Origin of the sequence: Alcaligenes sp. 13f, assembly GCF_020496585.1 — a bacterium.
GTDB classification, from domain to species: Bacteria; Pseudomonadota; Gammaproteobacteria; order Burkholderiales; family Burkholderiaceae_B; genus Alcaligenes; species Alcaligenes phenolicus.
The window spans coordinates 41,345-65,410 of record NZ_JAHKKC010000002.1; the positions used below are offsets into that span (position 1 = coordinate 41,345).

A 24,066-nucleotide genomic window follows, 5' to 3' on the forward strand; every position below is an offset into this window, starting at 1 on the left:
ATGAACCCGAATCCTTTTGGTATACCTGATTTCAATGCCCTGGGCGGCGGCAACAATCCCTTGCTGCGCAGCATGGACATGATGGCGCAGGCCTGGAAAAACATGGCCAGCGGCGGGGCGGGCGATTTGAGCTCGGGCATGATGCCCAGCTTGTCCCCCGATGATCTAGATCGTCGTATTCGTGACTTGCGTGCCGTGGAAAGCTGGTTGCAGCTGAACCTGTCCATGCTGAGCACGACCATCCAGGGGCTGGAGATTCAGCGCTCCACCTTGGCGGCCATCAAAACCATGGCACAGCAAGGTACGCAGGCTGCGGGCGGGAAAAATCCCTTTGAAGCCTTTATGGCCTTCAATCCCATGGCGGCAGCGGCGGATAGCGCGGCTACCTCAGATTCCAAGTCTGGGGCCAACAAGCCGGAAGCGGCATCGCAAACGGCATCTCAACATGCTTCGACACAGCCTCAACAAGCTGCGCCACAGCCCGAAGCGGCTGCCACGCAGGACGCCCCAAAAGATAAACAGCCCGGTGCCCAGCAGGACGCCGGTGCAGGCAATCCCGCTGCACAAGCGTGGTGGAACATGCTGCAACAGCAGTTTGATGCCATGGCGACCGCCACAGCGGCATCAATGCAGCAGGTGGAAAATTATCGTCAGCAGGCGAGCAAGGCTAAAGCGGCAGGCTCGTCGGCCAAACCCTCCAAACCGGCAGCTGCCAATGCCCAGACGTCGGCCAAGACCAGTGCTCCGGCAGCAGCCAAGCCGGTGAAAACGGCAGCGAAAGCCGCCACTAAAACTGCGGCCAAGGCGGCCACCAAAACGGCGGCTAAAAAAACCGCCACGCGCAGCACCAAAAGCAGTACCAAAAAGAACTGATCGACCAACCTTGTAGGTAAATTTTTATGCTTAATATCGTGATTCTGGCAGCAGGCATGGGCAAGCGTATGCAGTCTGACCTGCCCAAAGTACTGCATCCTATCGCCGGCAAATCCATGCTGGCCCACGTGCTCGACAGCGCACGTGAACTGGAGCCGGAAAAAGTTGTGGTCGTGGTGGGTCATGGCGCCGAGCGCGTTCAGCAAACCTTCGCACAGGCCGAGCTGGCCTTTGCCTTGCAGCAACCGCAGCATGGCACGGGCCATGCAGTGCAACAGGCCGTGCCTGAACTGGTCGGTGGCCACCAGGAAGATGACGCCACGCTGGTTCTGTATGGCGACGTTCCTTTGGTCCAGGCTGACACCTTGCGCCGCTTGCTGCAAGCGCGTGGCCAAGGCGTGGCCGTGCTGACCGAAACGCTGGCAGACTCCACCGGCTACGGCCGCATCATTCGCGGTGCAGATGGCACCGTACAGCGCATTGTCGAGCACAAGGATGCCAGCGAAGCCGAGCGTGCCGTGAAGGAAGTGAACACCGGCATTCTGGTAGCCCCGACGGCGCGCCTGAAAGATTGGCTGACCCGCATCACCAACGACAACGCTCAGGGCGAGTACTACCTGACCGACATCATTGCCTTGGCGGTTGCCGATGGCGTGCCCGTGCAAGCTGCTCAACCAGCTGCTGGTTGGGAAACCCTGGGTGTGAACAGCCGCATTCAACAGGCCGAGCTGGAGCGTCTGTGGCAAGCAGAACAGGCTCGCCGTCTGTTGGAAAAAGGCGTGACCTTGGCCGACCCGGCCCGCTTTGATCTGCGCGGCACACTGGAGTGTGGCCGTGATGTGTTCATTGATGTGGGTTGCGTGTTTGAAGGCAAGGTTGTGTTGCAAGACGGCGTGCGTGTCGGCCCGCATAGCGTGCTGCGTGACGTGACGATTGGTGCCGGTACGCAAATCGAAGCTTTCAGCCATCTGCAACAAGCCCAGGTTGGCGAAGAAGCCCGTATCGGCCCTTACGCCCGTCTGCGCCCTGGTGCTGTTCTGGCCAATCACACCCACGTGGGCAACTTCGTGGAAATCAAGAACACCCAGCTGGGTGAAGGTTCCAAAGCCAATCACCTGGCCTATATCGGTGATGCCGATGTGGGGCAGCGTGTGAACATTGGCGCAGGCACCATCACCTGCAATTACGATGGCGTGAACAAGTTCCGCACCGTGATTGGTGACGATGCCTTCATCGGCTCGGATACGCAGCTGGTGGCTCCGGTGACGGTAGGCCGTGGCGCAACAATTGGTGCGGGTACGACCCTGGTGCGCAATGCGCCGGATGATCAGCTGACCTTGTCGCGTTCGGAACAGCGCAGCGTGTCCGGCTGGAAGCGCCCGGTCCGCAAATCTTGATGTGTGTTAGCCCATCTTTGGCATCCCTCCCTTTGCATCGCAAGGGGAGCATTGCTGCGTACGCTTGTGGCACACAGTGCCCGGATGGGCTGATTCTGGATCGTCTTCATGCGCATTCTGCAGCTTAACTTCGAGCGCGGCTGGCGCGGTGGCGAGCGGCAAACCCTGCTGAGCATCCAGCAGATGCAACAGGCTGGTCATCAGGTCAGTCTATTGGCCCGACGTGATGAAGAGTTGGCCAAGCGTGCTAAAGAGCAGGGCGTGAGTGTGGTGGAATGCGCCTCCGTGGGTGCCGCGCTACGCTATTTACTGGTGCATGGCCGGGGTTTTGATATCGTCCATTCCCAAACCGCGTCCTGCATGAGCTGGCTGGCCTTGCTGCATTTCTGGTTGCCCAAACGGGTGGTCTTTACGCGCCGCACGGCTTTTCCGATTGACCGCAAACGCGTCGAGCAACGTAGCGGACAGCAGCCAGACAGCGCTTTGACTTCCAAGGAACGACGCACGCGTTGGAAGTGGCGCAAGGCGGATCGTTTGGTAGCGATCAGCCAGGCAGCAGCGGCAGAGCCGCGTCGCCTGGGCTTTTCCGTAGATGTGATTCCTAGTGCCATCGAGTACGTCGAGCAGGATGAGGCCTATGTGAACCACTTGCGGCTGCGGTGGAATCCGCAGGGCTTGCACGTTCTGGGGACGATGGCGGCATTGACGTCTGAGAAAGACCCCCAGACTTTGATACGCGCGGTTCATGCCTTGTATCAGCGTCGTCAGGACTTTGTGTTTCTGCATTTCGGTGCGTCTGGCTCCGAGACCTCGGCGGCAGAGGAACTGATTGCGCAGTTGGGGCTGGAAGACTGCTACAAGCTGGCTGGCTTTGAAGCCCGCCCTGAACAGGCTTATCGCTTGATGGACGGCTTTGTCCTGAGCTCCCGGCATGAAGCCCTGGGCTCCAGCGTTCTTGATGCGTTCGTGTACGGCGTGCCCGTTACGGCCACGATGGCGGGCGGTTTGAGTGAGCTGCTGGATAATGGCCGTGGCAAGTTATGCGCGGTAGGGGATGCACAAGCCATTGCACAGGCTCTGGATGACACTTTGAGCAATCCGACAGCAGCGCGGCAACAGGCAGCGCTGGCGCATCGTTGGGTGCAGCAGGAGCATGACCCCGCTGTCATGGTGCAGCGTTACTTGCGTCTGTATCAGCAACTGGTACAGCAACGTGTACGGAACTGAGCCCGGCTTACATCTTTGGTGCAGGTAAAGGCACCCGCGTCTCGAACTTGGCCTTATGAATCGAAAAGAAGCTTCGTATATTGCGGATATTCGCCTGGCTGGTGAATAAAGCGTGAGCCAGCTTGTGATACGCCGTCATGTCGCTGACCTGCAAGATCACAATGAAATCCACCCCGGTCGAGACGCGATAGCATTGCGTCACTGCTGCTTCGGGGGCCATCAGGCGCTCGAATTGCTGCAGGTATTCTTCACCCTGACGGTCCAGCGTAATCTCCACAATGGCCGTCAAGCTGGGGCCCAGTTGCTCCGGGTCCAGCAAGGCAACCTGCCTGCGAATTACCCCTTGTTCGCTTAAACGACGTACTCGCCGCAGGCAGGTCGGGGGAGAGGCATGCACGCGCAAAGCCAGCGTTTGATTGCTGATGGAAGCATCATTTTGCAGTTGCTCCAGAATGCGTAAATCCAGCTCATCCAGTTCAATCATGACAATGTTTATCTATCTATGATGAAATAAAATTCCGTTAAATAAATTTAATTTATCTTTTCTTTCATATTGATTATTAAATGAAATTTTAATTCATTTCAAAGAAAAAATAGACATAAAATTTTTCATGATTCAGATCAGAATAAGCGGATTGAATTGATTAGTTGGCCCACCGAAAGGGGCCATGAACAGGAGTTGGCTATGTGTGGAATTGTTGGCGCGGTAGCGCAACGCGATATTGTCCCCGTGCTGCTGGAAGGTTTGAAGCGTCTGGAGTACCGGGGCTACGATTCTTGCGGCGTTGCTGTTCATGCGCAGGGCCAGTTGTTGCGGGCACGCAGTACTCAGCGCGTGGCCGAGCTGCAAGAACAGGTCAAGGCAGATCATCTGCAAGGCTTTACCGGCATTGCTCACACTCGCTGGGCAACGCACGGCGCGCCTGCTACTCACAATGCTCACCCTCATTTCTCCGGCAAGGGCAAAGCGCGTATTGCGCTGGTGCATAATGGCATCATTGAAAACCACGACGAATTGCGCGCCGAGCTGCAAAGCATTGGCTACGTGTTCGAGAGCCAAACCGACACCGAGGTTATCGCTCACCTGATCGACCACCTGTACAACGGGGATCTGTTCGAGGCCGTGCAGCAGGTCATCCGTCGCTTGACCGGTGCTTATGCGATTGCCGTGTTCTGTCAGGACGAACCTCACCGTGTAGTGGGTGCGCGCCATGGTTCGCCGCTGGTTGTAGGTGTGGGCCAGAATGAAAACTTCCTGGCTTCGGATGCCTTGGCATTGGCCGGCACCACCGATCAAATCATCTACCTGGAAGACGGTGATGTGATTGATTTGCAGATCAATAAAGTGTGGATCATGGACAAGGACGGCCGCGCTGTTGATCGTCCGGTACACACCGTACATCTGCACACCGCAGCCGCTGAATTGGGCCCATACCGCCACTTCATGCAAAAGGAAATCTTCGAGCAGCCCCGCGCTGTAGGCGATACCTTGCAAGACATTGAAAGCGTCACACCCGAGTTGTTTGGTGACCAGGCCTACAAGGTTTTCCAGGACATCGACAATGTGCTGATTCTGGCTTGCGGCACCAGCTACTACGCCGGTCTGACCGCTCGCTACTGGATTGAGTCTCTGGCCAAAATCCCCGTCAATGTGGAAATTGCCAGCGAGTACCGCTACCGCGACAGCGTGCCCAACCCGCGCACTTTGGTGGTGACGATTTCCCAGTCCGGCGAAACCGCGGATACTCTGGCCGCCTTGAAACATGCCCGCAGCCTGGGCATGGAACAGACCCTGACCATCTGCAACGTGGCCACCAGCGCCATGGTGCGCGAATGCAAACTGTCCTACATCACCCGTGCTGGCGTGGAAATTGGTGTGGCTTCCACCAAAGCCTTCACCACCCAGTTGACCGCCTTGTTCCTGCTGACCATCGCGCTGGCTCAAGTCAAAGGTCACCTGAATCAGGAGCAGGAAGGCGACTACCTGAAAGCCCTGCGCCACCTGCCTACCGCTATCGCTGCCGTGCTGGCTCTGGAGCCACAGATCATGGCATGGGCTGACCGTTTTGCCAGCAAGGAAAACGCCTTGTTCCTGGGCCGTGGCATGCATTACCCCATCGCCATGGAAGGCGCGTTGAAGCTGAAAGAAATCAGCTACATCCACGCCGAAGGCTACCCAGCCGGTGAACTGAAGCACGGCCCTCTGGCCCTGGTCACCGAAGCCATGCCCGTGGTCACTATCGCCCCACGCGATGAACTGCTGGAAAAGCTGAAATCCAATATCGAAGAAGTCCATGCACGCGGTGGTGAGCTGTACGTGTTTGCTGACGCCGATACCCGCATCGGCAGCAGCGAGCGCGTGCATGTGATCCGTATGCCGGAGCACTACGGCAAACTGTCTCCCATCCTGCACACGGTGACCTTGCAATTGCTGGCCTATCACACTGCCTGCTCGCGTGGCACGGACGTGGATAAGCCACGGAATTTGGCCAAGAGTGTGACTGTCGAATAAGTTTTTCAGATTACATCGACCGTAAAGAGCCGCTTATGCGGCTCTTTTTGCATTCTTCGCCGTTTGGCAATTTTCGAGTGGTTTTTATAGGGAAATAAATCCTGCGAAAGAGGGTGAGCCTTGCCTGAAAGCCAGTTTATGTGTCGCTGCAAACACACACCGCTAGCGGATTTTGCAGCTCACACTCTATAATTGATAACGATTCTCATTATCTAGCGGTGCGGAGTACCCTCGTGTCATCTTCAGTTCTTCCCTTGTCAGGCGTGTATTCGGCCGAGTCGGTCGAGTCACTTTACTGCGACCACCATAGTTGGTTGCAGCGCTGGCTGCATCACCGCTTGGGTGGCGCGGACCAGGCGGCTGACTTGGCGCAGGACACGTTTGTACGCTTGTTAAGCAGCCGTTCCCGCTGGCAATTTGCCAGCCCCGGCGAGGCTCGCGCCTACTTGCGCAAGACAGCACAAAACCTGTGCATCAATCTGTGGCGACGTCAGGAAATTGAGCAGGCCTGGCTGGATATTCTGGCTGCTACACCCGAGAATTTTTACCCTTCGGCGGAACGTCAGGCCATGATTTTGCAGGCGCTGGAAGAGATCAGCGCCATGCTCAGCAGCCTGTCTCCCAAAGCGGCCAAGGCGTTTACCCTGGCCGTCATTTGCGAGATGACGGACGATGAGGTCGGCGCAGAAATGGGTATTTCCGGCCGCATGGTGCGCAAGTACGTGGCACAAGCCATGTTGGGCTGCATCAGTCTGCATGCTTGCCAGACCGTCGCCGAATTGCGTCAGGAACCTCAATACTAAGCCTCATGAAGCACGGCTCCAGTTTTTCTTCTCCCGCTACACCTCCCCACGCCGTTTTGATGCAAGCCGCTGAATGGTATGCCTGCCTGCGCGATGGCAAAGCCAGTGCGGCGCAGCGCTCTGCCTGGCAGAACTGGCTCAAACAGGACGAGATGCACAGCACCGCTTGGCGTTATGTGGAGGAAGTCAGCCGCAGTTTTGAGCCTGTGCGTACCACGCCGGATTCGCGCCGTGTGGTAGAGAAATTGCATACGGCTAACGAGCGTTTGCATCAGCGCCGTCGCGTGCTGACCAGTGTCGCCGTACTGGCAGGCACGGGAGTTCTAAGCTGGCTGGGCTGGCGTCAGTCCTGGCTGCCCTCCAGTGTTCTGGCTTTGGCGGCTGACCACTCTACACAAACCGGAGAGCAGAACCAGATTGTGCTGGCAGACGGTTCCCGGCTGTGGCTGAACACCGCCTCTGCGATTGATGTGCAGTTCACTGCGCAGGTTCGCCATATTGTTTTGATCTCCGGCGAGATCTTCATTCAGACGGCCAAAGACGATACGGACAGACCGTTCACTGTTCAAACTCCGCAGGGCAATATGCGTGCCTTGGGCACGCAATTCAATGTGCGTATGGACAAGGACTGTACGCAGCTGGCGGTCTACGAAGGGGCTGTGCAGGTGTCTACGGCAAAAGGTCAAAACACCGCCACGGTACAGGCGGGCAAGCAGGTGCACTTTAGTGCGCAGCGTATCCGGCAAAGCATGGACGCCGATCAGGCGCGCGAAGCCTGGACCCAAGGCGTGCTGGTGGCTGACAACATTGCCTTGCGTAGCGTGATCAAGGAATTGAGCCGTTACCGCAAAGGCTATCTAGGTGTAGATGAGGCAGTGGCCGATCTGAAGGTCTATGGCAGCTTCCCCATTCATGACACGGACCGCGTGCTGAAAATGCTGGCTTCAGCATTGCCGATTCGCATCGATCAGCCCATGCCCTGGTGGACCAGTGTGCAAGCTCTGGATTGATTGAGCAGGGCATTCCACCAACGATGGTCATAAATAATAAAAATAAAAACCTATCAGATTCAAAGGCTTGCCGGATTTTGGCCAAAAAACCTCAAAAAAGATGCAAAAGCAGGTTCCGGGTTTTGGAGACTTGGTGGTTTTAGACAGTAAGAGGACCTGATTGGCGTGAGGCCAATGAAGCAGGAGGCAGCCCGCCGTGGCTGCTCAGTACTGAACATCAACGCAAGAACATCGTTCAGGTTCATCGTTTTTATTGTGACTGACCCGTGTTTTTGAAGGATGTCTCCTTATGCATCGTCGCCCCGATCCCCTTTCCCTGTCCAAGGATGCAGGATCGCATTGCGCCCCTTTGCGTCCACTGGCCTTGGCCCTGTATGTCTTGATGGCCGGTAGCGCGTTTATTGCCAGTACCTCGCCTGCCCAGGCGACCACGCGAAGCAGCCCGACGGCAGACAAGACACAGCGTTATGACATACCAGCAGGCCCCTTGAGCCGGGTGTTGATGCGCTTCTCGCAAGAAAGCGGGGTCTATCTGGTTGGCGCAGGCAGCGTGGCCGAAGGCAAGCAAAGCGCGGGCCTGAAAGGCAATTACAGCGTGACGCAGGCCTTGGATACCTTGCTGGCAGGCACGGGCATTCGCTACTCGCGCGATGCCAATACCGTCAATTTGTGGCCCGTCACGGAAACCACTCAATTGGCCCCCGTGCGTGTGCAGGGCACCTTGAATCGGGCGACTGAAGACACAGGCTTGTACACGCTGAACGGTACCAGCAGCACCGCGACGCGCTTGAACATGGACACCCAGCACACGCCGCAGTCGGTCAGTGTGATGACGCGCCAGCAAATGGACGATTTCGGCCTGACCAGCTTCGATGATGTGATGAACTTTACCACCGGCGTGACGGCCAATACGGCTGCGGTGGGAGGCGGGTTTCAGTTTCAGGCCCGTGGCTTTGACATCAGCAATGTGCAAGTGGATGGCGTGCAAAGCAGCTACCGTGCTGCCGGGCGTGGAGCATTTAATCCTATTTCTCTGGATATGGATTTATACGACCGTGTGGAAGTCGTGCGCGGAGCGACAGGTTTGTTGTCGCCTACCGGCGAGCCCTCCGCCTTGATCAATTTGATTCGCAAACGTCCGCAAGCAGAATTTGGCGGCAAGTTAAGCGCCCACTATGGCTCCTGGAACGACAAACGCGTAACGGCGGACGTGACCGGCCCGCTGACTGAAGACGGCCGTTTGCGTATGCGTGTTATTGGTTCGCGCAAGCAGGCGGATTCCTTCATGGATCGTCAGGACCACAAGAACGATTTGCTGTCCGGCATGCTGGAATTCGATTTGACTGACCGAACCTTGCTGACCGCGGGCTACGACTACCAGACCGCCAAGCTGCGAGGCGAAGGCAATATGGGTGTGCCCTTGTTTACCAGCGAGGGCGACCGTATTGACGTTTCGCGCTCCATGTCGCTGGTGCCGGATTGGACCTACTGGGACAAGAAGCATCAAAACGCTTTCTTCTCGGTCGAGCATGAGTTTGAAAACAAGTGGAATGCCAAGCTCAGCTACAGCCATCAACGTGACGATGGCGATGCCCTGATTACTGGCCTGGGGCAGGGCGTGAATCCGGTGGTGCGACCGGACGGATCCGGCATAGGCATCCGCGCCAACCTGGCCGCCAATGGCTATCGCCATCAGGACAACCTGGAGTTGTCGGCCAATGGTCCTTTCGAGCTGTTTGGCCGCGAGCACCAGCTGATGTTCGGTTTTAACGGCACTCGCAAGCGTGACACCACGTATACCATGCAGGTCAGCGATACCCGCAACTGGTTCATCCCCAATATTTACGACTGGGACGGCTATATGCCCGAGCCCAGCGTCAGCCGCACGGGTGAATGGAACCGCGTCCACACACGCGAATACGGCTTCTTTGCCGGCACGCGCCTGAACATTATTGATCCCTTGAATGTGATCATGGGCATGCGCTTGTCGGATTACAAAACCTACCGTGACAACTACGGTAAAACCGGCCAGTTCACTGGCGTGTCCAACGAGCTGCGCAACCGTAATGAAATTACGCCGTACTTTGGGGTGACGTATGACATCAACCCGAACCTGACGGCCTACGCCAGTTATACCCGCCTGTTCCAGCCGCAAAGCTACAAGGACATCAACGAGAATTTCCTGGATCCTATCACCGGGGTTAACCGTGAGATCGGTCTGAAAGGCAGTTTGATGGAGGAGGCCCTGCAGTTCTCCCTGGCCGCTTTCGAGACCCGTCAAAACAACCTGGCCGTCCTGGACCCTTCGGTGCCGGATGACTTCCTCTTGCCCGATGGCAGCCGTCCTTATGTATCTTCGGGTGCAGGCAGTAAAACCAAGGGTTTTGAAGTGGAGCTGAACGGCGCGCTGACCAACAACTGGAACGTGTTTGCCTCCTATAGCTACGCCAGCACCAAGAACGGTGAAGGCGAGCGGATCAACACCTACATTCCCAGCCAAACCTTCCGTCTGGGCACCATGTACCAATTCTCCGGTGCGTTGCAAGGCTTGAGCGCCGGCGCCACAGTGAATTGGTTTGGCAAGCGTGATCTGTGGACGGCTGGCCGTCCTTACACCGCCAGCAACGGCAAGGTGCTGGAAGACACCCACAGCAGCTATGCCCTGGTTGGCTTACATGCCAATTACCGCGTGAACCAGCATTGGAATGCCAAGCTCACGGTAAACAATTTGTTCGACAAGCGTTACTACGACAACTTCGTGATCTTCCGGGCACGTTACGGCGCGCCGCGCAATGTGCATCTGTCCATTGATTACCAGTGGTAATTCCTTCCCCCACTTTTATCGAGCCTAAATTATGACGTCGTCTACTACTCGCCATCTTGTGCGTGGTCTGTACCTTGCTATTGCAATGAGCTTGTCGGCCGGCTACGTACACGCCAAAACTCCTGCCCCTGCAGGCTATCAAGCCGTTACCCAAGCACAGATCATGCAAAAACCGACTGCCGCCGAAGTTCTGGAAATCGTCTTCAGCCCTGCGCAATCCAGCTTGTACGTGTCCTCTCCCAACTGGAAGGACGAGACCTTGTCGCGCACGCTGGTGCTGGACCCCAAGACCCTGGAAATCAAGCAAGAGATTCCCATGGAGGCCAAGAGCTTTGGGGTAGCCCTGGATGATGCCGCCAACCGCCTGTATCTGACTCAAGGTTTCAACGGCACGATTGCCGTGGTTGATACCGTCAAGAACGAGGTCATCAAGCGCATTCGGGTGCAGGAAAAAATCAATTTTCAGGACACCATCAACGCGGCTGATTTTGGCCAGGCACGCAAAGACGGTTTGCTGAAGATGATGGAGCGTTTCAAGATTACCGAGGACTTCCAGTACAAGACGCGTGAACTGGTCGTGGACAAGAAAAACCACCGTGTGTTCGCGCCTGGCTTGGGCCTGGGTTTTGACAGTGTGCTGTTCGTGGTGAATACCCGGACATTGGAGCTGGAAAAAGTGCTGCCAGGCTTTGGCTATAACGTCGTGGGCATCACCCTGGACGAGGCCAATAACCGCTTGTTTGTCTCCAATATGCAGGGCCAAATCATGGTGGTAAATAGCCAGACCTTGAACATCGATCAGGTCTGGGAAATTGAAGCCGACCAGTTGCTGAACCTGGCGTATGACCCGGCGCAGAACCGATTGTTCGGGGTGGACCAGGGGATTGACCGTGATGACGCGCGTAACCTGCATCTGGAGCGTGAATACAAGCGCCGCAGCGCTGGTCATCAAGTGTTTGTGCTGGATGCATCCAACGGTAAAACCCTGGCAACCATGCCTACCGGCGAAGTGCCTATTGGTGTGCGTTTTGACGCCGAATCCCAGCGTCTGTTTGTCGCTAACCGAGGCGGTGTGCGCGAGAAAGAGGGCAAGGGTTCGGTCAGTATTTTCGATACGGTGAACTACAAGCCGCTGCAAACCATTGAGCTGGCTCCACACCCCAACAGTCTGGAATACATCCCCGCTGAAAAAGCCTTGTATGTGTCGGTGAAGAACGACGGCAACAGCAAGGAAAAAGGGACTAAAGAGCGTATGGTGCGCATCCAGTTCTAAAAGGCCAAAGCAGCCTGATTGATTGACAAGGTGGGACCCAAAGCCCGGGTTTGGCGTGATGCCGAACTCGGGCTTTTTTACGTGTATGGATTGCTTGCGAAATTTATTCGTAATCTATAAGATTAGATATCTAATCAAATGGCATGTTCTATGTGGAAAGGGTGAAACAGTGCTGCAGTCTTGCGCTGCACGCAGTTTCTTTGTTGCCCCACCTGTAAACGCTACATATCCAATTCTTCAGTCCCTATTACGTCTCCTCAGTGAAAGGAAAACAGCCCATGTCTCATTATTTGATCGAGCTTTACACGCCTAATACCAAGTGGAATGCCTTGCCCGTCGAGCAGCGCCAGACCTTTCTGACAAGTCTTCAGGAGGCGATGGGTGGCCTCTCAAACCTTGGTATTGAGGTGCTGGCTCTGACCGCTACCGAGCACGATATTGATTGCTCCAGTGCGCACCGTTTCATGGGTGTTTGGCGCTTCCCTGATCAACAAGTTTGCCGGGCCTTGCTGGCCGGCATTAAAGCCAGTGGCTGGTACGAGTACTTCGATCATGTGAATGCGGCGGGAGCAGAAGGGGGTTTTGCTCAACACCTGGCGGAGCTGGCTAAGGATTCTCAGCCTGTTTGAGGGGCAGGCAGTCAGGCGGGGCGGTTAAAAAACGTTCATAGATCAGAGTTTATGTGATATAAACGGTTATCTATGAACGATTATGGTTGTCTGCACCATGCCCAAGAAACTCGCTCCTACTCCGTTTTACCTGCCAGCCGTCGAGTCACGGACTCTGGTGTGGGGGCGCTGCATTCGTACTCAACGTGTTGCTCAGAAAATTACAGCTCAAGTCTTTAGTTCAAGAGTCGAGGTCTCAGAAAGTACATTACGCCGAATGGAACGAGGCGATCCGGCTGTGGCAATGGGGAGCTATTTGACTGCCTTGGCAGCGCTTGGTCTGCTCGAATCCATCGTGCCTATGCCTGATGCTCATTGGAGCAGTGGAGATATGAAGGGGCGCGCAAGACTGGACAGAGATGACGATGAGTATTTCTAAGCCTTTATACGTCTATTTGCAGCGGCCTGACACGGGGCAATGGGTGACCGTGGGTCGGTACAGCCACGACTCGTCAGCTCAGCTTGGCCAATTCATTTATGCGCCTAGCTATCAGGATGCAGGTCTGCCATGGTCAATTGATCCGGTTAACTTACCGCTGAGTGGCTCCGTCCCAATTCAGGCGAGTCGCTACGGTGGCCTGCATGATGCGCTACGTGATACTTGTCCCGACGCCTGGGGCCGGTTACTCATTCAAAGGCAACACGGATTAAGCGATAGCTCTCCAAACCATGCTTATCTTCTGAAGGCTGGTAATGCGGAGCGCTGGGGAGCATTGGCGGTCGGCTCTTCGCCTAAACCCTCGATCGCAGAATTGTCCGCACCGCCCATCACAGAAATTGAAAAGCTGAGCGCAGAGCTGCAAGCAATGCAACTGCGCCGCCCTCCGGTGGACCCGTATTTACGTCGCCGGCTGATGGCCACACCCAGTATGGGTGGAGCCAGACCGAAAGCAACCGTTCGTGATGGTGATCAGTTCTGGCTTGTGAAACCGATTCTGCCATCTGATACCGAGGATATTCCGCGTCTTGAACATGCAACTCAAGAGTGGGGTCGGGCAGTGGGCTTGAACTTTGCCCAAACCGCGTACACAGGTTTGGGTGAGGACTCCGCCCTGAGTGTGATGCGCTCATTGAGGTTTGATCGCCAACATGGGCTTAGGGTCATGACATTGAGTGCGGCATCCTTGCTGCAGACGGAGTATCCCGGTCATTCAGGCTCATCGGCCTGGAGTTATCCCAACTTGGCCAGAACGTTGACGATGATAGGTGCCCCTCAGGAGGACGCCATTGAATTGTTCTGTCGCATGATTTTCAATGCGGTCATTGGCAATGATGATGATCATCCCCGCAACCATGCCATTCATTATCTTCATGCTCAGGGCCGATGGCGTTTGACGCCCGCTTTTGATGTCGTTCCTAATCCGGATTTCACCCCTCAGTATCTGGCGATGGAGTTGAGTCATGGAAGCCGCCAGATCAGTCGAGCCAATGCGTTACACGATGCAAAAGCCTTTGGCTTGTCAGGTGATGAAGAGGCGGCGGAGCTGCTTGATCGGCTGCTGGACAGGATAGAAGGGCAGTTTGATCAGGTGCGTCTCCTGCTCGGACCTCGTTTGGAGTCGCTCATGCAGGAGAGGTTGTCTGAAGGACTGCGGCGCATGCGCATTAGGTAGCTACTCGGACATGCCCGAGAAATGCCCCAAAGTTTTGATTTGAGGTACTTGCGAAGCCCTGATTCGGCGTCATGCTGAGCCAGGGCTTTCAATCGCACAAACACAGTGATCAATAAATCGCACGCGGTGCATCCGCCTAGCATGCAAAAGAAGCGTCCAGCCTTTCTTGTCTTGTATTCCCTATAACTCGATTGCTATGGCCCTTGCTATTGGTTGCATCGATAGCCAGTGCGAATTAATCGATTTGTCCCCCTTGGTATGCCTCTCTACGATGACTAGTAACAATAAGGAGGCAAACCATGACGGCGTATTTTTCCAACCCGGTTCGGACCTGCTTCGGCCCGGGAAGTTTGAATGAAATTTCTACCTTGGCGGCCAACAAGAAAGTCACCTTGGTGACCTTTCTGGAGGCTCGTGGGCTGGGTTTGGTTGAGCGTATCGGGAATTTGCTGGGCGACAGGCTGATTCATGTTGTCGAAGATGTGCAGCCAAATCCCGATGTCAGTTACTTGAAGGATGTCTACGAGTCCTTCTGGCAGCAAGCCGGGCAAACGGACATTGTGCTGGCCGTGGGCGGGGGCAGTGCCATTGATACGGCCAAGGCGCTGATTGTGGGGACTCAGACGGGCACTTTCCAGGAACTGCTGAATCTCTTGTCCACCGGCAAGGCTTTTACTCCTGTTCAGGTCAAGTCCTTGATTGCGGTGCCTACAACCGCAGGGACCGGCAGCGAGGTCACTCCGTGGGCCACGATCTGGGATCAGCAAGCACAGAAAAAGTACTCTTTGCATCTGGAGCAAACCTGGCCTGCCGTCGCCATTATTGATCCGGAGTTGATGCTGACAGTACCGGAAAAAGTGACGGTCTCAACTGGGCTGGATGCTTTGTCGCACGCCTTGGAGTCGATCTGGAATGTGAATGCCAACCCCATTTCCGACACCTTTGCGGTCTCTGCCATTCAGGACATCCTTACCTATTTGCCCTTGCTGCAGAAGGATCTGGGTAATATCCAGCTGCGCTCCAAAATGGCGCTGGCGGCCTTGAAAGCGGGCATGGCGTTTTCCAATACCAAGACCGCCCTGGCGCACTCCATCTCTTACGAAATGACCTTGCGTCACGGCTTGCCGCATGGCATCGCCTGCTCCTTTACCTTGCCCTTTGTACTGGGCCTGGCCTGGGGCTGCGATCCATCTCGGGATCTGGTGTTTGAAAGCCTGTTTGGCCCTGATCGCAAGCAGGCTCAAGCTCATTTGCGGGACTTCTTGCTCAGTGTGGGCGTCAAGACCGAGTTTGAGGACTACGGCGTAGGGCCGGACGAGCAGGCTGCCATGATTACTTATGCCTTGCAGGGTGCACGCGGCAAGAACTTTATCGCCGCTTGAATCATAAAAAAAACGAGAGACAAACGAATGAAGGGAGAGAGGAAAGATTCCCCCCCTTCTCATACCGCATGAATAGAGCATTCCTCTGGCCTGGCTTGCCAGCAGCGGGGGAGTGAAAGGAGCTGGTTATGAATCACGCAACAAGTCTGTCGGGGGCCACGGCGGCATCCGGGTCTTCGTTTCGTCGGGCCCAATGGCGCATGCTGCTGGCCGCGATGTTCTGTTATCTATTTTTCTATACCGGGCGGCAGACTTTCGGGTTTGCAATTCCGGGCTTGAAAGAAGAGTTTGGCTTTAGCAGTGCTGCCCTGGGCTGGGTATCGGCCGCCTTGTTATGGGCCTACGCCATTGGACAAGCCATCAATGGCAATCTGGCGGACAAGTATGGCGGTCGTCGCATCATGTCTGCTGGCGCGATTCTGTCGTGTGGTGCGAACTGGGTAGCCAGCTTTGCCACTGGTTTTTTCAGCCTGATCATTCCCTGGGGTGCCAATGGCTACTTTCAGGCGCTGGGCTGGGCACCGGGCAGTCGCCTGATCTCCAACTGGTGGGGTGTGTCCGAGCGCGGCAAGGCCTATGGCTTATACGTGTTCGCCGCAGGCTGTGCGTCGATTCTGTCGTATGTCACCTCGATCGTGGTGATCGATGTCATGCATCTGGACTGGCGCTGGATTTTCCGGCTGCCCGTATTGCTGATGTTGCTGGGCGGAATCGTGTTTTATCTGGTTGCTCGCGAGCGGCCAGAGGATATGGGCTTTGAGCCTTTGGCCGATACGGGAGTGGCCAATGCCAACGATCAGGCCAAGGCGTTGGAAGGGGAGAAGGAGTCCTCTTGGGAGCGTTACAAGGCTGTTCTGAAAAACAAGCGCCTGCTGATCGCTGCCTTGTCCCTGGGCTTTCAGAATGCAGCCCGATACGGCTTGATCGTCTGGGTGCCGGTCCATTTTCTGGGCGCGGACTGGAAGACGGGCGACAGCCTGATTGATCCCAAGTGGATCACGATCGCTCTGCCAGTGGGCATGGCCGTTGGAGCGCTGAGCAATGGCTGGATTTCAGACCGCCTGTTTGGCTCCAAGCGTTACCTGGCCATCATGCTCTATACGAGCCTGGGTGCCTTGACCAGCCTGTGGATGTGGACCTTGCCGGTTCATAGCACTTTGGGCCTGGTGGCGCTATTTCTGTGCGGTTTCTTTGTGTATGGACCCGCTTCCAGCTTCTGGGCCTTGTGTCCCGATCTGGTGGGAGCCAAACGTTCGGGCACGGCAACCGGTGTCATGAACTTTTCTTCCTATCTGTTCGCCGGTCTGGCCGAGCCCATGATCGGGAGCGTCCTGGACTCGACGGGGGATACCTCGCTGATCTTTGTGATTGTGTTGATTGCGTGTGCCTGCAGTGCACTGGTGGCACTATTCATACGTCGTTAATCATCACTCCTGAGGCTTGTCCATGCACCAGTACCACAAATGGTTGAGATCGTTTTATGCCGTCGCCCATACCGGCGGTTTCACCTCGGCCGCACGTTATCTCAGCATTGGGCAGCCTACCGTCAGCGAACAAGTCCGGGCTTTGGAAAAGCGTTTTGATGTCGAGCTGTTTTATCGCTCCGGCAATCAGCTGGAACTGAGCTCGGCCGGACAGCAGCTCTACGAGATCACCAAGCCCTTGTTTGATCTTGAAGAGGAAGCGGTGCAATTGCTGGAGAGTTTCAAGCAGCGTAAATCCGGCCTGTTGCGAGTGGGGGCGGTCTCGCCACCTATCGCGATGGATCTGATTTTCAAGCTGGGGCAGAACAATCCGGATATTGAATTGAAAACCTACTTTGCCTCGGCCAGCGAGGTGCTGGAAAAGCTCTACGACTTTGATGTGGATGTGGCCTTGCTGGCGCATCCCAAATCAGATCCAAGCTTGTACACCCGGCTTTACCAGCGCTATCCGGTGGTGGCTGTAGTGCCCGAAAAGCATCCCTGGTGCTCGCAGGGTCGGGTATCGGTTCAGCAGCTTCAGGATGAGCCTGTCGTGCTGAGGGAGCAAGGTTCACGCACCCGCCAGATTATTGAGGAGGGTTGCAGGCAGCATCAGATCAGGATCAATTGCGTGATGGAACTGAACAGCCGCGAGGCCATTGTGCATGCCATACGTAAAGGGCTGGGCATTGGTTTTGTCTCAGCGCCGGAGTATGTGGATATTCCCGGTACCCGGCTGATCACGTTCGACCAGCATCCTTTTTATATCGACTACTACCTGTGCTGCCTGGAATTACGAAAAGACCGACCACTTATTAATGATTTGTTCATGGATCTGGAATCCACCCATTAGCTTGTTTACACCGCATTTCGCGTTTGGAGAACGATGATGACGTATCAGCAACCTCAACAAGTACAGGCCGTTATTTTTGACTGGGCAGGCACTGTCGTTGATTTTGGCTCTTTTGCACCCACGCAGATTTTTGTCGAGGCTTTTGCCGAGTTTGGTGTGCAAGTGTCCCTGGAAGAAGCTCGTGGCCCCATGGGGATGGGCAAGTGGGATCACATTCGCACCTTGTGCAATGTGCCCGAGATTGCCGAGCGCTATAAAGCCAAGTTTGGCCGTGTCCCCAGCGACGACGATGTCACGGCGATTTACGAGCGCTTCATGCCTTTGCAGATCGAAAAAATTGCCGAGCACTCGGCCCTGATTCCGGGAGCGCTGGAAGTAATCTCCAACCTGAAAAGTACCGGTGTCAAAGTAGGATCGTGTTCTGGCTACCCCAAAGTGGTCATGGATAAAGTGGTCGAACTGGCAGCGAAAAATGGCTACATGGCAGAATGCGTGGTCGCAACGGATGAGGTGCCCAATGGCCGCCCGTACCCGGCTCAGTCGCTGGCCAACGTGATTGCCTTGGGTGTGTCGGACGTGGCCGCCTGCGTCAAAGTAGATGACACCTGGCCCGGCATTGTGGAGGGGCGCAGTGCGGGAATGTGGACCGTGGCACTAACCTGCTCGGGCAATGCTCTGGGTCTGACCTACGATGAGTTCAAGAAGCTGCCTGCCGACAAGCTGCAAAGCGAACGCGAGCGTATTGGGGCCATGTTCAGCGATTCGCGCCCGCATTATCTGATCGATACCATTGTTGATCTGCCCGAGGTGCTGGCAGACATCAACCGCCGCTTGGCCAATGGGGAAATGCCTCAAAGCAGCTGATTTGCTGCACCGCATCTCAAGGAAAACCTCCATGTACGGCGGCTAAGCATGGCGGCACACTGAAAGATAGGCCACGCCCGCCCGGGGTTTGGCCTATTTTCGGGATGAGGTCTGATGCAGTCTTCACATGTGGCACATGTCCAAGAGATCACGGCTGTTTGGCAGGGCAGCCTGTCCCGGCGCGATCAGGCTGTGGTCCACAGCTGGAGACGATGCATTGAGCATCACAGACTGGACCCGGCGCAGGCTTGCGAGGCCTATATCGTGCCGGATTCCCAATTGCGCGAGCATCGTCAGCAGTCCGAGGCCCTGATCAATATTGCGCGCTCCGGGCTGGAGCGTCTTTATCAGCAGGTCTCCGGGCTGAATTACGTGCTGCTGCTATCTGATAACAAGGGCGTCACGGTTGATTTCCTGGGCTCGGATGGACAGCGTGATGCCTTGCGGCAGGCCGGTCTGTATATGGGCTCGGAGTGGTCTGAAGAGCGTGCAGGGACCTGCGCGGTGGGTACTTGCCTGCACACGGGCGAGGCCCTGACCATTCATCAAAACGATCATTTCGATCATATGCATGCGCCCCTGTCCTGCACGGCGGCGCCTATCTATCATTACGACGGCGAGCTGGCTGCGGTGCTGGATTTATCCTTGCTGCAGTCGCCGCAGGCCAAGGCCAGCCAAGGTTTGGCCCTGCACCTTGCCAATGCGGCGACCCGCCGTATTGAGCTGGCCAATTTGATGGCCTGTCACCGTCAGGAATGGATTTTATGCTTGTCGCAGTCGCCGGAGTTTCTGGATATTGATCCGGAAGCGGCTATTGCGATTGATGGCTCCGGCCGTATCAAGGGCATGACGCATACGGGTGCTCGCATTCTGGCGCGGGCGGCGGGAGTGGATTGGCGTAATCCTGCGGGCTTGTTGGGGCAGAGCTTGATGCGCTTTCTGCATCTGGAAGTGGACCAGTTGCCGACCTTGATGCGTTACCGCCCCACGCAGGAGCGTGTCGTTATGGCACGTGATTGCAGTGTGCTGTTTGCCCATGCCATTGAACCCCGACGTGTGTTGAGCAACCGGTCTGTGGGGATGGATGGGGCAGCCGTGGATGCCGCCTTGCCACAAGCCTTGCGAGGTTTGGCAGGCACAGATGCGGCCATGCAGTCCATGCTATTGAAAGCCGCGCGTTTGGCAACGCGGGAAATGCCGGTGTTGTTGCAGGGCGAAACAGGTTCGGGCAAAGAGTATTTGGCACGTGCGATTCACACGGCCAGCGGTCGTGGCGGGAATTTTGTGGCCGTCAATTGTGCGGCCTTGCCCGAGAGCCTGATTGAAAGCGAATTGTTTGGCTATCTGGCCGGTACGTACACCGGCGGTGCTGCACGGGGCCGTGCGGGTTTGATCGAGGCGGCTGATGGAGGCACCCTGTTCCTGGACGAGATCGGCGATATGCCGCTGGCCCTGCAAAGCCGTTTATTGCGGGTGCTGGCCGAATCCGAGGTGATGCCACTGGGCGCACGCACTGGCAAGCGGGTAGATTTGCGTGTGATTTCAGCCAGCCACCATGATTTAAGTGCCTTGGTAGAGCAAGGCCGCTTTCGTGCGGATTTGCTGTATCGCTTGAATGCGGCAGTGCTGGCCTTGCCCGCTTTGCGTCAGCGTAGTGATCTGGAATGGTTGGTGCAGCAGATATTGCATCGGCGTAATAAAGGCGATGTGCCCGGTTTGTCTCCCGAGGCCTGGCAAGCGCTGCAAGCCTACGAGTGGCCGGGTAATTTACGCGAGCTGGACAATGCGCTGGTGCTGGCATTGGCCTTGGCGGAAGGTTCCTGCATTGAGGTGCAGGATTTGCCGGAGGCCTTGCGAGAGCGGCGTCTGGCCACATCTACAGGCAGCCCAACGGCCGCAGCCGTCTCTGCCGGAGAGTCGTCCTGGCAGCAGGTTTTGCAGGCCTGTGGCGATAACGTCAGTGCGGCGGCCCGGCAATTGGGTATCAGCCGGTCCACTTTGCATCGTTATATCAAACGGGCAGGCGTAGCTCGCCAAGAGTCGCCCTCTGACACAGGTTGCGACACCTGATGCACTACCTGTGTCACCGCTGGCACAGTTTCACCGCCTTAAAACAGGCAGCGCCCCTTTAAAACAAGCCACTCCCGGTTTGGCACGGTGTTTGCTATGTACTCCATAGCTGGGCAACAAAAGCCCGGCGCAACATTAAAACGATATGGAGACAAATCATGCAAACACAGCAGCAACTGCAGCCGTCTGCGCGACAGTTGGACACGGTTCTTGAACAGCTGACCCATGCGCTTGCCAGCAATGCACCGGACGATGCGGCAGCCCTGTTTGCCGAAGAATGTTTTTGGCGTGATCTGGTCATGTTCACCTGGAATATCCGAACCATGGAAGGACGCGACCAGATCCGCGACATGCTGACGCAGCAACAACAAGGTGCCGTGTCAGCCAGGTTCGAGCGCGACAGTGCCGAGCCGGTCAGTGACGACGGCCAAGGTTTGGTGGAGGGCTGGTTTCGTGTGGAAACTGACGTGGCGCGTGGCTACGGCCATATTCGGGTCAAGGACGGGAAGATCTGGACCTTTCTGACCACCATGTCGGAATTGAAAGGGCACGAGGAGCCTTTGGGTGTGCGCCGCCCCATGGGGGCCGAGCATGGCATTCGCCGTGGGCGTCAGACCTGGCAGGAACGTCGTCAACAGGAGCAGGCTGAGTTGGGCACGACCGAGCAGCCCTATGTGCTGGTGATCGGCGGCGGGCAGGGTGGTATTGCGCTGGGCGCGCGCCTGCGGCAGTTGAATGTACCCGCGCTCATCATTGATCAACATGCACGCCCTGGCGATAGCTGGCGCAAACGCTACAAGTCGCTGTGCCTGCACGACCCCGTCTGGTACGACCACCTGCCTTACATGCCTTTCCCCGATAACTGGCCTGTCTTTGCACCCAAGGACAAGATTGGCGACTGGCTGGAAATGTACGTCAAGGTGATGGAGCTGAATTACTGGAGCAGCACCGTATGCAAGAAGGTGCGCTACGACGAGTCCAGCCAGACCTGGGAAGTGGAGATCGAACGTGATGGCAAGACCATGACATTACGGCCACAGCAATTGGTCTTTGCTACGGGCATGTCCGGCAAGGCGAATGTGCCCAGCATAAAGGGGCAGGATGTGTTCAAGGGTGAACAGCAGCACTCCTCGCAGCATCCCGGACCGGAAGCATATGCGGGCAAGAAAGTAGTGGTGATCGGGGCCAATAACTCGGCGCACGATATTTGCGCGGCGCTGTGGGAGGCGGGGGCAGATGTCACCATGGTGCAGCGTTCGTCTACCCACATTGTGCGATCCGACTCCTTGATGGAGATCGGCTTGGGAGATCTATATTCTGAACGGGCACTGGCATCGGGAGTCACCACGCGCAAGGCAGATTTGCTCTTTGCCTCTCTGCCGTACCGCATCATGGCGGACTTCCAGATTCCTGTGTACGACAAGATCCGCGAGCGCGATGCACAGTTCTATCAGAAGCTGGAGGAGGCAGGCTTCATGCTGGATTGGGGTGACGATGGCTCCGGTTTGTTCATGAAGTATCTGCGTCGTGCTTCGGGCTATTACATCGATGTGGGCGCTTGCGAGCTGATTATTGATGGCAGCATCAAGTTGAAGTCTCGGACCGGTATCAGTCATTTGACCGAGAACGCTGTGGTGCTGACAGACGGTACGGAATTGCCTGCGGACCTGGTGGTGTATGCCACCGGCTACGGCTCCATGAATGGCTGGGTGGCCGATCTGGCAGGCCAGGAAATGGCGGATAGGGTAGGCAAGTGCTGGGGTTTGGGTTCGGAAACCACCAAAGATCCAGGGCCCTGGGAGGGCGAGCAGCGCAATATGTGGAAGCCAACGCAACAGCCGAACTTGTGGTTCCATGGCGGCAATTTGCATCAGTCGCGTCATTATTCCCAGTACCTGGCCTTGCAGCTTAAAGCGCGTCAGGCGGGCTTGCCGGTGCAGGTTTACGGGATGCAGGAGGTGCATCATCTGCGTTGATCGATAGTGACTTTGTTGTTTGGGTGAGAGTGCGCAGTCTGCACCTTGTTCTGATTTTGGCCAGATTATCAATTCGATGATCTGGCTTTTTTTTCCGCTTGTTAGCTGCGGTGGGCGTGTTTGCGCGGCAAGCATCGCGGCCCAGGCGGTGGTTTTGTTAGCAGCCCTGCTAAATTTTTTACTTTATGTATCTGCCCCGAGCGGTTCCTATCCAGTGAGCGAGGCTCTGCTTGACTGCTCTGTTCGTGCCCAGAATTTTTCGCGTCAAAGGGGCCTCCGTTTCTTCGGCAGGAACGTATGGAAACCAGCCGTGCTGCGTCTCAGGGCGGATTTTGTCTAGCCAGCATGATGGCCAGGATTGGCCTGACACAAGCCGCTTGCCATAAGTGAGGTGAATAGGGATGTGTGAAATTTGAAGAAATTACTTATAAAGAAAACGCTTGTAGCATTTCGTAGTTTCCAGCCTGATCGGGAATGTTACGGTGGAACCATCCATCGCAAACAACGAAATTTTTGTTGATTGATTTGGACTCCTTTTAATAGCAGGGGTAAAGGGTTTTTTAAATTAAAAATTCCCTTTCTGATATTGGAGAACTTATATGAAAAAATCTGCCATCCTATCCAGTGTATTAATGGCTACCGCTTTGAGTTTTGGTTTACAAAGCGGGGCAATGGCTAATGAGCCAGCCGTTAATCAGGATCACTCGGCAACCGCAGGTGAAGCCGTCAGCGATACCTGGATCACCACCAAGATCAAGGCTGATCTGGCCAGCACCAAGGATTTGAAGAGCACGGATATCTCTGTTGAGACCAATAATGGCGTCGCAACATTGACCGGTACCGTGCCCAGTGAAATTGAGCACAAGAAAGCCGTTGCTGCAACGGAAAGTGTGAAAGGCGTTGTGAAAGTCGATTCGTCGGGATTGAAAGTAAAACCGGAATAAAAGTTCCGTCATCAATCCTCATTGTGAATTCCCGTTGAAACAGGAGAACGACTATGAATGAAGATACGATCAAAGGTAAATGGAAACAGCTGTCTGGCAAGATTCAGGCCAAATGGGGAAAACTGACCAATGACGATATTGATGTTGCCGAAGGCAATACCGAATATCTGGTCGGCAAAATTCAGGAACGCTACGGCATTGCACGTGAAGAAGCTGAAAAGCAAGTTCGCGACTTTAATGGCGGCGCCTGATCCTTTGGCTTGATTGCCCAGGACTACAAAACGCCCTGCATATGCAGGGCGTTTTTCTTTGTG

General features: G+C 55.8%; 19 protein-coding genes. 18 read left to right on the top strand and 1 reads right to left on the bottom strand.

The features are described 5' to 3' along the window. The 3 genes from KOE80_RS01680 to KOE80_RS01690 all read left to right on the top strand — a co-directional run bounded on the left by KOE80_RS01680 (position 1) and on the right by KOE80_RS01690 (position 3,497). Complete coding sequence (locus KOE80_RS01680; RefSeq protein ID WP_226348199.1) at positions 1-873, top strand: PhaM family polyhydroxyalkanoate granule multifunctional regulatory protein; 873 nt, start codon at positions 1-3, stop codon at positions 871-873. Between the two features lie 26 nt (positions 874-899). Continuing rightward, on the top strand, positions 900-2,270 hold the full coding sequence (glmU, locus tag KOE80_RS01685) for a bifunctional UDP-N-acetylglucosamine diphosphorylase/glucosamine-1-phosphate N-acetyltransferase GlmU (protein WP_226348200.1): 1,371 nt from the start codon (positions 900-902) through the stop codon (positions 2,268-2,270). Positions 2,271-2,378: 108 nt separating this feature from the next. Beyond that, positions 2,379-3,497: a glycosyltransferase family 4 protein gene (locus tag KOE80_RS01690; protein ID WP_226348201.1), complete on the top strand. Its 1,119-nt coding sequence runs from the start codon at positions 2,379-2,381 to the stop codon at positions 3,495-3,497. A 7-nt stretch (positions 3,498-3,504) separates the two neighbouring features. Here KOE80_RS01690 and KOE80_RS01695 read toward each other — a convergent pair whose 3' ends face one another. Then, positions 3,505-3,981: an Lrp/AsnC family transcriptional regulator gene (locus tag KOE80_RS01695; RefSeq protein ID WP_226348202.1), complete on the bottom strand. Its 477-nt coding sequence runs from the start codon at positions 3,979-3,981 to the stop codon at positions 3,505-3,507. Between the two features lie 201 nt (positions 3,982-4,182). Between KOE80_RS01695 and glmS the strand changes: the two genes are divergently transcribed. From glmS to KOE80_RS01770, 15 genes are all read left to right on the top strand, one after another. After that, entirely contained in the window at positions 4,183-6,009 is a 1,827-nt protein-coding gene (gene glmS, locus KOE80_RS01700) for a glutamine--fructose-6-phosphate transaminase (isomerizing) (RefSeq protein WP_022983659.1), read from the top strand. 233 nt (positions 6,010-6,242) lie between these two features. Continuing rightward, positions 6,243-6,812 (top strand): sigma-70 family RNA polymerase sigma factor, encoded by a 570-nt coding sequence (locus KOE80_RS01705; protein ID WP_223253978.1) that lies wholly within the window; start codon positions 6,243-6,245, stop codon positions 6,810-6,812. A 59-nt stretch (positions 6,813-6,871) separates the two neighbouring features. Next, positions 6,872-7,822, top strand: coding sequence for a FecR domain-containing protein (locus tag KOE80_RS01710; RefSeq protein WP_226348203.1), 951 nt, complete (start codon positions 6,872-6,874; stop codon positions 7,820-7,822). A gap of 289 nt (positions 7,823-8,111) precedes the next feature. Further along, on the top strand, positions 8,112-10,646 hold the full coding sequence (locus KOE80_RS01715) for a TonB-dependent siderophore receptor (protein ID WP_226348204.1): 2,535 nt from the start codon (positions 8,112-8,114) through the stop codon (positions 10,644-10,646). A 31-nt stretch (positions 10,647-10,677) separates the two neighbouring features. After that, positions 10,678-11,919 (top strand): YncE family protein, encoded by a 1,242-nt coding sequence (locus KOE80_RS01720; RefSeq protein WP_226348205.1) that lies wholly within the window; start codon positions 10,678-10,680, stop codon positions 11,917-11,919. A gap of 278 nt (positions 11,920-12,197) precedes the next feature. Then, positions 12,198-12,548, top strand: a complete 351-nt coding sequence (locus KOE80_RS01725; protein ID WP_226348206.1) for a DUF6616 family protein — start codon at positions 12,198-12,200, stop codon at positions 12,546-12,548. 404 nt (positions 12,549-12,952) lie between these two features. Further along, positions 12,953-14,200 (top strand): type II toxin-antitoxin system HipA family toxin, encoded by a 1,248-nt coding sequence (locus KOE80_RS01730; protein ID WP_226348207.1) that lies wholly within the window; start codon positions 12,953-12,955, stop codon positions 14,198-14,200. Between the two features lie 299 nt (positions 14,201-14,499). Next, entirely contained in the window at positions 14,500-15,582 is a 1,083-nt protein-coding gene (psrA, locus tag KOE80_RS01735; RefSeq protein WP_226348208.1) for an iron-containing alcohol dehydrogenase PsrA, read from the top strand. Positions 15,583-15,710: 128 nt separating this feature from the next. Beyond that, positions 15,711-17,006 carry an MFS transporter gene (locus KOE80_RS01740; protein ID WP_035269757.1) on the top strand — a complete coding sequence of 432 codons (1,296 nt, stop codon included), beginning with the start codon at positions 15,711-15,713 and terminating at the stop codon, positions 17,004-17,006. Between the two features lie 22 nt (positions 17,007-17,028). Further along, entirely contained in the window at positions 17,029-17,898 is an 870-nt protein-coding gene (locus KOE80_RS01745) for a LysR substrate-binding domain-containing protein (protein WP_035269759.1), read from the top strand. 36 nt (positions 17,899-17,934) lie between these two features. After that, entirely contained in the window at positions 17,935-18,762 is an 828-nt protein-coding gene (gene phnX / locus KOE80_RS01750) for a phosphonoacetaldehyde hydrolase (RefSeq protein ID WP_035269761.1), read from the top strand. A gap of 114 nt (positions 18,763-18,876) precedes the next feature. Next, positions 18,877-20,832, top strand: a complete 1,956-nt coding sequence (locus KOE80_RS01755) for a sigma-54-dependent Fis family transcriptional regulator (RefSeq protein WP_226348209.1) — start codon at positions 18,877-18,879, stop codon at positions 20,830-20,832. A 158-nt stretch (positions 20,833-20,990) separates the two neighbouring features. Next, positions 20,991-22,808, top strand: a complete 1,818-nt coding sequence (locus KOE80_RS01760) for an NAD(P)/FAD-dependent oxidoreductase (protein WP_226348210.1) — start codon at positions 20,991-20,993, stop codon at positions 22,806-22,808. 599 nt (positions 22,809-23,407) lie between these two features. Then, complete coding sequence (locus KOE80_RS01765; protein WP_035269768.1) at positions 23,408-23,752, top strand: BON domain-containing protein; 345 nt, start codon at positions 23,408-23,410, stop codon at positions 23,750-23,752. A gap of 53 nt (positions 23,753-23,805) precedes the next feature. Then, on the top strand, positions 23,806-24,003 hold the full coding sequence (locus KOE80_RS01770; protein ID WP_009456875.1) for a CsbD family protein: 198 nt from the start codon (positions 23,806-23,808) through the stop codon (positions 24,001-24,003). Positions 24,004-24,066 lie beyond the last annotated feature (63 nt).

Bases quoted from the DNA above. Each gene is read 5' to 3' on its own strand.
- KOE80_RS01745 (WP_035269759.1), top strand. From the start codon at position 17,029: ATGCACCAGTACCACAAATGGTTGAGATCGTTTTATGCCGTCGCCCAT.
- KOE80_RS01690 (WP_226348201.1), top strand. From the start codon at position 2,379: ATGCGCATTCTGCAGCTTAACTTCGAGCGCGGCTGGCGCGGTGGCGAG.
- KOE80_RS01760 (WP_226348210.1), top strand. From the start codon at position 20,991: ATGCAAACACAGCAGCAACTGCAGCCGTCTGCGCGACAGTTGGACACG.
- KOE80_RS01770 (WP_009456875.1), top strand. From the start codon at position 23,806: ATGAATGAAGATACGATCAAAGGTAAATGGAAACAGCTGTCTGGCAAG.
- KOE80_RS01765 (WP_035269768.1), top strand. From the start codon at position 23,408: ATGAAAAAATCTGCCATCCTATCCAGTGTATTAATGGCTACCGCTTTG.
- KOE80_RS01680 (WP_226348199.1), top strand. From the start codon at position 1: ATGAACCCGAATCCTTTTGGTATACCTGATTTCAATGCCCTGGGCGGC.
- KOE80_RS01695 (WP_226348202.1), bottom strand. From the start codon at position 3,981: ATGATTGAACTGGATGAGCTGGATTTACGCATTCTGGAGCAACTGCAA.
- KOE80_RS01710 (WP_226348203.1), top strand. From the start codon at position 6,872: ATGCAAGCCGCTGAATGGTATGCCTGCCTGCGCGATGGCAAAGCCAGT.
- KOE80_RS01740 (WP_035269757.1), top strand. From the start codon at position 15,711: ATGAATCACGCAACAAGTCTGTCGGGGGCCACGGCGGCATCCGGGTCT.
- KOE80_RS01720 (WP_226348205.1), top strand. From the start codon at position 10,678: ATGACGTCGTCTACTACTCGCCATCTTGTGCGTGGTCTGTACCTTGCT.
- phnX (WP_035269761.1), top strand. From the start codon at position 17,935: ATGACGTATCAGCAACCTCAACAAGTACAGGCCGTTATTTTTGACTGG.
- KOE80_RS01730 (WP_226348207.1), top strand. From the start codon at position 12,953: ATGAGTATTTCTAAGCCTTTATACGTCTATTTGCAGCGGCCTGACACG.
- glmS (WP_022983659.1), top strand. From the start codon at position 4,183: ATGTGTGGAATTGTTGGCGCGGTAGCGCAACGCGATATTGTCCCCGTG.
- KOE80_RS01725 (WP_226348206.1), top strand. From the start codon at position 12,198: ATGTCTCATTATTTGATCGAGCTTTACACGCCTAATACCAAGTGGAAT.
- psrA (WP_226348208.1), top strand. From the start codon at position 14,500: ATGACGGCGTATTTTTCCAACCCGGTTCGGACCTGCTTCGGCCCGGGA.
- KOE80_RS01755 (WP_226348209.1), top strand. From the start codon at position 18,877: ATGCAGTCTTCACATGTGGCACATGTCCAAGAGATCACGGCTGTTTGG.
- glmU (WP_226348200.1), top strand. From the start codon at position 900: ATGCTTAATATCGTGATTCTGGCAGCAGGCATGGGCAAGCGTATGCAG.
- KOE80_RS01715 (WP_226348204.1), top strand. From the start codon at position 8,112: ATGCATCGTCGCCCCGATCCCCTTTCCCTGTCCAAGGATGCAGGATCG.